We start from the raw sequence: 11,220 nt of genomic DNA on the forward strand, positions 1-11,220 counted from the left end.
TTGGCTCTAAATTTTTATGAGTGCTTCTCTTTGATAAAAGAGGTGCGACAAGACTATCACAAAATAAAGCTGAAAAAATAGTCCCACAAGCGGCACAAGCGAGATGAGATAAAACAAAAGTGTAAAAAATATAAATTTAACCCCACCACCTTCAAGCAGTGCTAACTCAAATTTATCACTATCAAGCGTGTTTGAGCCAATGTCTATCAGTAAAAGTTTATAGTAAATGTAAAAAAATGGTACGTTTATGATAAATAAATTTAAGACTGGTACAAACAAAAGCGGCAGACAAATGAGTAAGATCCCAAGAAATTTCATGATCTCAACCATCGTCACTTTTAGCACTCTAGCCGTGCTAGCCTCGCTTTTAAGCACGTAGTTGTAGTGCCTTTTGTTTATCTCTTTGGCCACAACTGGAGTTAAAAAGCCAGCTACGACTAGAGCGATTATTATGCTAATAATTATCGTTAAAAAGGTGCTCAAAATATAAAAAAGTATGCTAACTATCCATTTTGTGGCGCTAAAGCTTAAAATTTTAATAGCGATAAAAGAGAGCACCGAGTTTGGCTCTAAAAAGGCAAAATTTTCATTTTTGGCGCTATCACTTAAAAGATCAAATATCTCACTGCCGCCCCAGATCGTAAGCCACGCAAGACTAAAAATGCTAAGACAAAGTGGCAAGATGGATAGCGCTATAAATTTGGCTGTAAAAAAATCTTTAAAGCCAAGGCGAAGAAGGTTTATCATTTCACCTTTTTATATTCATGCTCAAGTGCGGCGTAAATTTCATCGATCCTGCTAACGCCATTTAACAAAATTTCACTCATCACTTCATTATCTTCGCGTCCGTTCCAATTTTTCTTATAGCTGCCTTCTTTGTAGCCATTATTTTGACGGAAGCGATTTAGCACGTTTTTAGCGATGTAGCACTCATAAAGTGAGTATAAATTTACGCCACATTTTAAAGACATAGAGAAGTAAATTTTTAAAATATCAAATATATCGTAGTCAAACCCACTACACTCATGTATGAGCATTTCAACATCATTCATTATCTCATAAATACTCTCGTCTTCAATCCTTAAGGGCTCTTTGCAAAACTCACTAAAACCGCTTGATTGGCAAATATCATCGGCTAAAGTTTCTATATCTCCAAGCTGTTTTGATTTATAAATTTGCAAAGCTAGACTCATTATAAAGTGCCAAATATCAACAACTTCTATGCGTAAATTTTGCTCATCAGTCTTAGCATCGATGCTCTTCCAGTGTTTCCATGCAAAGCTATCGATTAGCTCAGCGCACTCCATATATATGCAGCGCCTCCAGCTGATTAATTTATTTTTATTAGTATAACCATTTTCCCAGCCAAGCCCATTCGTCTCATCATTTAGGCTTTGCTGCATCTTTAACATCTCTAAAATAATCGTTCTTTCATTCATTTTAGGCCTTTTAAAATTTTAAAGGATTATAACAAAAAATTATTAAATGCCACGAGGTAAGCTTGACTTAAATCATTTTATGTATAAAATTTAGGAGCTAAAATAGGCAAAAATTTCAAAGGAGAAAAAATGAGAGAAAAAGATCTAGTGGTTTGCAATGTTTGCGGACTAAAAAGCAGTGATGATACAAATGCAGTTTTTATCCACGCTCATAAAAATGGTGAAGAAGTTGATATCTGCACCAGTTGTGTTCCAAGCGTGATCCATGGCTCAGGCATGGTCGTAAAATCAAACGAAGAGATAAAGGCTGAAATTTAAACTTTAGCTATCATTTGAGGATCTTGTCTTACAAGGTCTTCAAATTCTTCTGCACTCATAGGACGAGATAAGAAAAGTCCTTGAACTTCGTTACAATCAAGCTCTTTTAAGAAATTAATATCTTCTTCTTTTTCTACGCCTTTTGCGCCAACTTTTATCTTCATTGCCTTTGCTAAATCAATAATTGCAGATACGATTTGTGCATCTATTTTGCTATTTGATGCTTGAGCAACAAATTCACTTGCTATTTTTATACGCTTAATACCGTATTTTCTAATATAAATAAATGAAGTATATCCAGAGCCAAAATTATCTATGCAAACATCTATATTATTTTCTTTAAGAATAGAAAAAATTTTATCAAGCGTCTTAGTATTATTTGTCCATATTTCTTCGCCAAATTCTATTTCAAAAAGCTCTGGATTTATATGGTGCGAGCGTAAGCTAGAAATAAAATCTAAAACAAATTTTTCTGATTTACTTTGAATCTGTGCAACATTTATACTTATTTTTGGTATCAAGAGTTTTTCTTTTTGCAATCTATCTACATACTCTATGGTCTTTGAAACTAAAAGTGAGTAAATATCATTTAAAATATCGCTATTTACATTGACCTCTTTCATAAATTTGCTCGCTTCCATCAAGCCAAATTTTTCTGATTTCCAATATAAAAAAACCTCTGCGTAGATCATTTTTTCAATTTTTAGATCAAATATTGGTTGAAAATATACATGAAGGTCTTCTTGCAAATTAGCTTTTTTAAGCGCGATCTCGATACTTGAGCTTAGGTGCATTTCATTGCTAATTTTATCGCTATAAACCATAGGATTTAAAGCTGGATTTTTTTTGGCATAATACATTGCCATATCTGCGTTTTTTATAATATTTCTTGGATTTGCCGTGCTATCTTTTGTTGCTACATCTATGCCTATTATGCACTTAAGCCCAAAGTGATATCTATCTATTTGAATTGGTTTTTCAATAGCATCTTTTAAGGCGATACCAAGATTTAAGCGTTTTGTATGACTATTTATCTCCATTTTTGCTAGTACGATAAATTCGTCCGCACTAATCCTTGCTATGGCCTCTTGTCTATTGCAAACTTCAAGTATCCTTTTTGCAACTAATTTTAAAATTCTATCGCCTATTTCGTGCCCATAAGATGTATTTATGCTTTTAAAACGGCTTAAATTTATATAATAAACCGCGATTTCCTCATCTTCAGAGATGCTTTTGCACATTCTTTCAAGCTCATTTACTATAAAATTTCTATTGCCAAGGTCTGTTAGATAGTCCTTCTCAGACATATCTTGAAGTCTTAAATTTGCGAGCATAAGTTCATTGGTTCGCTCATGCATCGACTTTTCCATCTCTCTATGAAGATTTCTTTCATAATCTAATATTTTTCTACTTGCAATAGAGCTTTTAACGTAGTAATTAACAATAGCATTTACAACCAAGATAAATAACGAGATAAGTGCACTAAAAGATGTCAGATCTTCTTGTAATAGCAATGGTAAAACTATTATTATTGGTAGCCATTTTGATCCTATTGAGATATCTTTATCGGTATTTGTAACATATTCATTTTTAGCTTTTAAATAAAAAGCTCCTATCATCAAAAAAAAGAAAGGAACGATATATAAAAAATCTATTTTATGGCCAAAATTTACATTTGAGATCTGACTATAAAAAATAAATAAATTTAGCATCGTAAATAAAATACTAGCTGATATGAGGTAAAAGCCACTAATTTTTATATGAAGCAAGCTGCTTGTAAAAATCTCACTTAAAGTAATAAAAAGTATAAGAAAATTTATGGCTACAATAGAGAGAAAAACGATATTTGATCTATTATTTATCATCGATAAGATATCTACTTCATCAAAAATACCATATATTAAAATTACTATTAAAAAAAAGACACTTATGCTATCCATAATAATGGCTAGCTTTTCTTGACTGGCTGCAAATTTTGAATACAAAAATATACTAACACCAGTTAAAATAGATATCATTGGCAACATAAAAAACACATCAAGATACGCGTAAGAACTATGAGCCCGCAATAGTACATCTTGATTTAACACCATTAATGCATCGCAAATAGACCATAAAAAAACACCAAAACATATTGCAAGCCAATGCGTTATTTTGGTTTTTACTTTATCCATTGAAGTATAAATGCCAAAAGTTATCACAAAGAAACCAAGCAAAATAGATATTTTTCCAATTAGATTATAATCTAGCAAAGATGCTAATAGTGCAAATACGAATAGCGCTACAACTGCAACTAAGATCCATTTTCGCATGCCAGTTATAGATGATTTTGATATTAAAAAAATAGTGTCCCTCTCCTAAGAAATAGTCCAAATTATACAAAAATTGACTTTGCTTTTGGTTATAATTTCCCAAAAATTTTAAAATTCACAAAGGTATCTTATGAAGTGCAATATCGTCATAAATGGACAAAATTTAATAGATTATAAATCTTTTATCTTATTTTTCTCAAAGACAGCAAGAAAGCAGTATTTTATAAACACTTTTATGATATTTACTGAAGCCATCATAGCTGGTTTTGTTGCTGATATGCTATTAAAAAGTAAAATTTTTACTGTTATCGGAGCTATTTTTGCTATATTTTGGATCATTTTTTATCCTATTTTTTTAAAAAGAAGTCGCATAGCTGCATTAAAGAGAATTGAAATTTCAGATGTTCAAAAGCAAATGAATTTTGAAGTAAATGAGAAATTTCTGGCTTACTATGAAAACGAACCCAAAGAAAATGAAAAATTTGGACTAAATGAAGTTAGTGAAATTTATGAGCTAAAAAATATCTTTATCATTTTTTTAGAAGAAAAAATTCATCTAATAATCCCAAAAGATGAAGCTAGCTCAAAAATGATAAATGAGCTGGCTAAACTTTGCGATAAAGATATTTTAAAATTTGAAAATTTTAGTGCAAATAGTGTGCTTAAATAGCGCTTATTATAAGCTTTTCAAAATCCTCTGCACTCATTGGCTTACCCCAAAGATACCCTTGCACCTCATCACATCCAAGCTCTCTTAAAATTTCAAGCTGGGTTTCATCTTCGACGCCTTCAGCAATAGTCTTTAGCTCCACATTTTTAGCTAAAGCTATAACGCTTTTTACCACGTCTTTATCTATATCATTTTTAGCAATATTATCTATCAGCTCTTTAGCGATCTTTAGGCGGCTCATAGGATATTTTTTGATGTAATTCATCGATGAAAAACCGGTACCAAAATCATCTATGGATATGCAAATTCCTCTATTTGAAAGCTCAGATAACGCACTTTGCATCATCTCTTCGGCATTAACGAGGCTAGCCTCAGTGATCTCAACATCTACACAAGATGGATCAATGCCGTATCTATCTATATAGCTTAAAAATTTAGATGCAAAATTTATATTATCAATCTGTTTTGGTGAGATATTTATGCCTATTTTTAGGTTTGTATTATATTTCTCATTCCAAAAGGCCATTTGTTTTATAGCATTTTTTGCCACCCATTTTCCTATCGCACTGATAATCGAGCTTTGTTCGGCTATTGGGATAAATTTTGATTGATCTACCGGACCTTTTATAGGAGAGTTCCACCTAACAAGAGCCTCTGCTCCTACTATTTTTTTACCTTCTATTAGATACTGGGGCTGAAATTTTAGCTCAAATTCTTCATCAAAGCTTATGCTATTTAGCAATATTTCTATATAGTTTCTATCCTGAATCATGCTTTTTATATCACTATAAAAAACATACTTTTCAGATGCATCTTTCTTTGCTGCTTCTAGTGCTGCTTCTGATTGCATGATAAAATCATCAGCCAAAATTTCACTAGTTTGTGTCGAGCTAATCCCTATTTTCGCATCAAGTACAATTTTATAATCATCTATAACGATTGGCTCTGAAATAGCTTTTAGTAGATAGTGCAAAAATTCTCTGCAATGTACATTTTCGTTTTGCTTGATAACAACGATAAAGTCATCTCCGCCAGACCTTGCAAATAAGGAATCGTTTGGTGGCAATATTGACTCAATGTTTAAAGCAAACTTTGCTATTACATCATCGCCGATATAGTGCCCGTACGAGTCATTTATCGCTTTAAAATGGTTTATGTCAATACTATAAATATCTATCTTTTCACCAAGCGCCTTTGACTTTATCATTTCTTCAAGCCTTGCGATAAAATACTGGCGATTTAGAGCATTCGTTAGATAATCATATTTACTGATCCTTTGTAGGTGCCTATTTGTCTCTTCAAGCTCTTTTACTTTACTTTCTATCTGATTATTTAATACTTTTTTGATATGTATTTCACGTTTAATTAAAATATCCATCTTTCTAACATTAGAAAATGTATAAGATAATGCCCTGTATGCAAGCAAAGTAACTAAAATAGAAAATAACCATGTCAAATTTATCTTCCAAGAGTACAAGATCATAATTGTCAAAAATGCGGCAAAAACAAATAGCTTTTGTATTAAAATTTTATCAAAATCATTTCTAAGTGCCCTAAATTTTAGATTTGCCTCGCCCTCTCTTAAATGAAGTGTGGCAACAAACAACATAAAAAATGCACTCTTGAATACAATGTCATATCCAAAAAAGGATATTTCATCTATCCAAAAATCCATTGTAGTGGTAAAAATATCATAAACACTTATTGCAATAAGTGCTATCAAGCATAAAAATATAGACAGTCTTCTTATTGAAAATTTAAGTGAAAAAAACGCAATAAATGAAGTACAAAACATAAATAAATCTATGGCGATATAACTTAGATTAAAAAAATCTTTTTGGCTTAAAACTTGAGTTAAACTTCTATCAAAAATCATAAACCACATAAAGCTAAAATATATCGCAGAAATAGAGACCGAGTCCACAAATACTTGCATTAAAAATAAATTTTTCAAATTTTTAATCAAAATATAAAAAGCAGAAAATGCAAACATAAAATATGAGACTACGTATGAGATTTGTATAAAATTGACTTTAGAAAGAAATCGTTTAAGAAAATCAACCTTATCATATAGCATCCACATAGTGTCTGATGCTACCCAGCAAGTAAGGCCTAGTAATATATATATCCAATATGTTTTTAAATTTTTTGTCTCTTTTAGCTTTAAAAAGATAAATAATGTGATCATAAAATCAAATAGAGCAGTAATTATGTCTTCATAAAAACCACTAGCAATAAAATAACTAACAACATATACACAAAAAAGTATCAACATAAATAAAAAAGATACTTGATTTTCATTGCTTATCTTACTTATCATGTTCTGTCTTTATCTATCTTTCTCTGCCTTTTTAGCTAAACTTTGCCATCTTTGCCACTCGCCACTATCATCGACATCATTGCCGATAGCTTCGTATCTAGCGTAAAAATGCTCAACAAATTTCTTGCACTCTTCATCTTTTGGCAGATAGCTCTGCTCATCTTTTTGACAAAATTTCTCTAAAAATGTGCTCGCATCATCTTTTTTAGCGTATGTTTGCGCTAGATCGAAGTAGTTTTGCAGGCAAATTTCTTTAAATTTAGCATAAGCTTGCTCGCTCATATCCACACTTAGTTTGCCGTCAAATTCAAGCACTCCAGCTCTAAAAAGCAGACTAAGATGTATGAGCCCCTCGCAGTAGTAAGCCCTAACTTCATCAACCTTTCGCCAAGCGATAAGCCCTACGGCACGTGCAATAAGTTCATGAAAAACCGCCATTTTATACTCAGTTTCTTCATGCAAGAAGAAATTTACTAACCCACCAGTCGTTGCCTTGTACTCTTCTATAAATTTAAAGACGCCGCTTTTATTCATACTCATCTCAGTATCAAGTCCGATAAAGAGGATATGCCCAAACTCATGGCCAATGGTTGATATTTCATAAACTTTTTTCCAAATTTTTGGCTTTAAAAATAAAATTTCCCTACCAAAATCCAAAAATTCCTTGCTAAAAATTTCCGCCCCAAGCTTCATAAAAGGCTTTGCTTTTGCGCCCTCGTAGACGTGATTTACAAAAGCAAAAATTTTCTTACCGCATTTTGCGCTCACACTCTCATCATTTGGCACGACTTGAGCGCTAAAAAGTCCATTTAACTCCGCTCCATAATAGATCATCGGCACGCTTATATAAAGCTGCGTCCTAGCGATATTTTCGCTAACTGCCTTGTTTGTCTCGGCATTATCAAACTTGATCTTTTCGCAAACACTCTTATAAGTTTTTGCCACTTTTTCTTTAAATTTAAGCTCATCAATGCCCTCGCTATCAACCAGCCTAATGTCCCACTCTAGCGCAACTGCGTGCGTGTAGGCATCCTCGTAGTACTCTAGAGGATGGCCTGGCTGAAGTGCGCCTTTTACATCCATCCACGCTATCTCAGCCTCTTGCCAAGCGTTTATCACCTTTGTATTATCTTCTTCGCAAAAGGCATTTTGTAGCTTTTCAAGGTATTTTATGTAAGATTTTTGCTCGTCGTTTTTGGCTAAATTTCTTAAAATTTCAAGATTTTTAACAAAAACACTTTTAAGCTCTCTAACCTCATCTTTAAAAGCAAGTGCGTAAGGCAAAAAGCTAAATTTATCACCTTCTTTTACTACCGCGCCATACGTTCTATCAGCCCTTACGCCGTTAGCGTCACACTGAAACAAGCCGTTTTTAGTAATAAACTCATTTGCCTGGCTTAGATCTTTAAATTTAGCCTCAAACTCTTTGTTTGTAGTGTCGATAATACGATCCTGCCATGAAATTTGCCACGCATTTAGACTAAGTCCAAGCTCGTGCATAGCCTGCACAAAGGCTTGGTTAAATGGATCTAAAATTTTCTCTTCTTTGGCCTTTTCTAAAAGCTTGGCGTGCAGATTTTCATATAAATTTCTAACGTAGCCATAGATCAAATTTAGCACTCGTTTTTGATCGTCTTCGCCTAAATTTAGCTTTTTTAGCTCATTTTGAAGCGGATCTACTTTAAGATCTACTATCCTTCTTGCAAGAGCTAGTTTTTGGCTTGGTGTACCAGCAAGGCCACAAATTTTAACAGCTTCGTTTATGATATCATCGTCTAAATTTTTATAAATAGCATTTAACTTCTTTTTTTGCTCTTTTGCAAGTTCGTTTAATCTTTTAAAATCGTTCATATTTTATCCCCTGAAGTTGCAAGATTTTAGCATAAAGCCATTAAAATTTGCTACAATCAACCAAAAATTTTAACATCTAAAAGGCAGAAAATGGATATTTTAAAAGATTTTGGTGAGCCACGCATAAAACAAGTCATGCTACCAAAAGATACAAACTCAGCTGGCAATATCTTTGGTGGCTGGATAATGAGTCAGATCGACCTTGCAGGTGCACAAGCTGCAAGAGAAATTTCTCCCGAACGCGTTGTGACAATTTCTATGAAAGAGATCATTTTCAAGCAACCAGTCTTTGTTGGCGATGTGCTAAGCTGCTACGCTAAAATCATCTCTGTCGGTAAAACCTCAATAACAACGCAAATAGAAGTAACCGCCCTTAGGCTAAATCCAGGCGGTTTTAGAGAGACTATACATGTCACAAGCGCTATCGCAACTTACGTAAGCGTGACGAAAGATGGACTTAAAAAGCCAATCGATGAGAAGCTAAAACAACTTCATGGATTTTAAAAATTTGGTTGCGATTTATGCAACCAATTTAAAAAATTAATACTACTTTTAAAAATTATTGAAATTCTTAAACTAAAAGCAATATTTTTCAACTTCTTTAAATGCTTTGTAAAGTAAAATCAGGCTCTATACATTTTTTGGGAGAAAAATGAAAAAATCACGTCTAGGTCTTTTGCAAACACAAATCACAAAGATCCTAACTCAAAATGAGCTTGATAAATTTGAGTACAAAGAGCTACCAAAAACAAGCATAATCTACACCGAAGAGATCAAGATTATCATCTTAAAAAGTGGCTGTGCAAAGCTCTCATTTTTTGAAGATGGAGAGGAATTTATCCTTTATCATTTAGAAGCGAGCAACATCGCCGTGCTCGATGATAATTGCGCTTTTGAAGTGCTTGAAGATGCTGAAATTTATGCTATAAATTTAAACAAAATAGGTGAAATTTTATCAAATTCAAATGTCGCAGATGAGATTTTAAAAGCTGTGTTAAATGCAGTGATCGTGCAACGCCAGATCATAAAATCCATACTTTTTGAAGATGCAAAAGGCAGGATTGCAAATTTTTTGATCGAGCTTGCAAAGGAGCAGGATCTAAAGCAAAATGGATATCACTACATATTTTTGCCATTTTCTCTAAAGGTACTCTCAAGCTTTGTGGGGCTCAAACGCCAAAGCGCTTCAACTGCATTTAATGAGCTTATAAAAGACGACATCATAAGAAAGATCACACCACACGAGTTTTTAATAATTGATTATGAAAAACTTGAAAGTTACACAAACTAAAAATCAAAAATTTTTATAATGGCTAGCAAAGAGTAGCCTTAGAGGATTAGTCTTTGCCAAAAAGCAAAGACTAAAAATTTTTAAGCTTTTTTCTTCATGTCAAATTTATTAGCCATAAAGCCAACTAAACCAACAAAGAAAAGTCCGCCGCAGATATTACCAAGTGTAACCGGAACTAAGTTTTTACCGATGAAATTTCCCCAGTTTAAAACTTCTAGTTTTTCAGCCGTAATGCCATGTCCTAGAGCTGCAGCTGCAGCAGCGATATCTCCGCCGTTTGCTGCTATATAGTGAGCTTTTGAGATAATGGCTTCAGTGATTATAAACATATTTGCCACGCAGTGCTCCATAGAGCAAGCCACAAATGCGCCGATCATCCACATAATGGCAAAGAATTTACCAGATAGATTGCTCTCACTTGTCGCAGTCCAAATAGACATACAAACAAAGACGTTACAAAAAATTCCACGGATAAATAGCTCATGAAATGGTGCTGTGATCTTGCCAATGCCAGCTGGTATAAAGTGCTGCAAGATGTAGCCATCATACTTTAGTGGCAAGCCTGAGTAGTAGTACATATAAGCTATCAATGCGCCGCCAACGAAGTTAAATATCCAAACGATAGCCCAGTATCCGATAGTCTTACCTAGTTTTAGCTTTCCTTCATATGCACTAACACCACTTAAAACTGAGCTTGTAAAAAGATGTCCGCCATAAAAGACAACCATCATAAGACCACAGCTAAATGTGATACCGCCGATAAAATTTGAAAGGCCAATAGACTGGTTTTCAGCCATACCAACTGTCGAGTGAGCCCAGAAAATATCACCCATAGCAATAGCAGCTCCAGCCATGATAGCAAGGAAGATAATACTAGTAAGTGGCATATGAGCCTTATGCTCCATAGAGCTTGAGACCGCTTGAGCGGTTTCTGCCGGATTTAACATCACATTCTCCTTTTTATTTTCAATCTCGCACATGAGCCAAGCTCATCTTTGCGACCAAAGTTTAACACTTTG

At 33.6% G+C, this 11,220-nt stretch carries 10 protein-coding genes; 4 read left to right on the plus strand and 6 right to left on the minus strand.

Going from position 1 to position 11,220, the window contains the following annotated elements; all coding sequences use genetic code 11:
• Window positions 1-6 precede the first annotated feature (6 nt).
• The gene (locus tag CVT18_RS00485; RefSeq protein ID WP_103629354.1) at window positions 7-747 is read right to left on the minus strand and encodes an EI24 domain-containing protein; all 741 of its coding nucleotides are present in this window, start codon (window positions 745-747) and stop codon (window positions 7-9) included.
• Window positions 744-1,439, minus strand: a complete 696-nt coding sequence (locus CVT18_RS00490) for a dUTP diphosphatase (RefSeq protein WP_103629353.1) — start codon at window positions 1,437-1,439, stop codon at window positions 744-746. The genes CVT18_RS00485 and CVT18_RS00490 overlap by 4 nt, the downstream gene beginning before the upstream one ends.
• A 129-nt stretch (window positions 1,440-1,568) precedes the next feature.
• Here CVT18_RS00490 and CVT18_RS00495 point away from each other — a divergent pair, with 129 nt between their 5' ends.
• Window positions 1,569-1,757 carry a hypothetical protein gene (locus CVT18_RS00495; protein WP_021091806.1) on the plus strand — a complete coding sequence of 63 codons (189 nt, stop codon included), beginning with the start codon at window positions 1,569-1,571 and terminating at the stop codon, window positions 1,755-1,757.
• Here the strand turns inward: CVT18_RS00495 and CVT18_RS00500 are convergent.
• On the minus strand, window positions 1,754-3,958 hold the full coding sequence (locus CVT18_RS00500; RefSeq protein WP_234410244.1) for a bifunctional diguanylate cyclase/phosphodiesterase: 2,205 nt from the start codon (window positions 3,956-3,958) through the stop codon (window positions 1,754-1,756). The genes CVT18_RS00495 and CVT18_RS00500 overlap by 4 nt on opposite strands.
• 241 nt (window positions 3,959-4,199) lie before the next feature.
• On the opposite strand from CVT18_RS00500, the gene CVT18_RS00505 reads away from it, so the two are divergent.
• Window positions 4,200-4,739 (plus strand): hypothetical protein, encoded by a 540-nt coding sequence (locus tag CVT18_RS00505; RefSeq protein WP_107824080.1) that lies wholly within the window; start codon window positions 4,200-4,202, stop codon window positions 4,737-4,739.
• Here CVT18_RS00505 and CVT18_RS00510 read toward each other — a convergent pair.
• Window positions 4,732-6,348, minus strand: a complete 1,617-nt coding sequence (locus CVT18_RS00510) for a putative bifunctional diguanylate cyclase/phosphodiesterase (protein WP_234410245.1) — start codon at window positions 6,346-6,348, stop codon at window positions 4,732-4,734. The genes CVT18_RS00505 and CVT18_RS00510 overlap by 8 nt on opposite strands.
• A gap of 720 nt (window positions 6,349-7,068) precedes the next feature.
• The gene (ciaB, locus tag CVT18_RS00515; protein ID WP_103629350.1) at window positions 7,069-8,910 is read right to left on the minus strand and encodes an invasion protein CiaB; all 1,842 of its coding nucleotides are present in this window, start codon (window positions 8,908-8,910) and stop codon (window positions 7,069-7,071) included.
• Between the two features lie 90 nt (window positions 8,911-9,000).
• Here ciaB and CVT18_RS00520 point away from each other — a divergent pair, with 90 nt between their 5' ends.
• Window positions 9,001-9,414, plus strand: a complete 414-nt coding sequence (locus CVT18_RS00520; protein WP_103629349.1) for an acyl-CoA thioesterase — start codon at window positions 9,001-9,003, stop codon at window positions 9,412-9,414.
• 148 nt (window positions 9,415-9,562) lie between these two features.
• Window positions 9,563-10,201: a Crp/Fnr family transcriptional regulator gene (locus CVT18_RS00525; RefSeq protein WP_103629348.1), complete on the plus strand. Its 639-nt coding sequence runs from the start codon at window positions 9,563-9,565 to the stop codon at window positions 10,199-10,201.
• Between the two features lie 80 nt (window positions 10,202-10,281).
• Here the strand turns inward: CVT18_RS00525 and CVT18_RS00530 are convergent, their stop codons facing one another.
• Window positions 10,282-11,148 carry a formate/nitrite transporter family protein gene (locus tag CVT18_RS00530; RefSeq protein WP_072594540.1) on the minus strand — a complete coding sequence of 289 codons (867 nt, stop codon included), beginning with the start codon at window positions 11,146-11,148 and terminating at the stop codon, window positions 10,282-10,284.
• Window positions 11,149-11,220: the final 72 nt, after the last annotated feature.

The sequence above is a fragment of the Campylobacter concisus genome, assembly GCF_003048405.1.
Classification (GTDB): Bacteria; Campylobacterota; Campylobacteria; order Campylobacterales; family Campylobacteraceae; genus Campylobacter_A; species Campylobacter_A concisus_Q.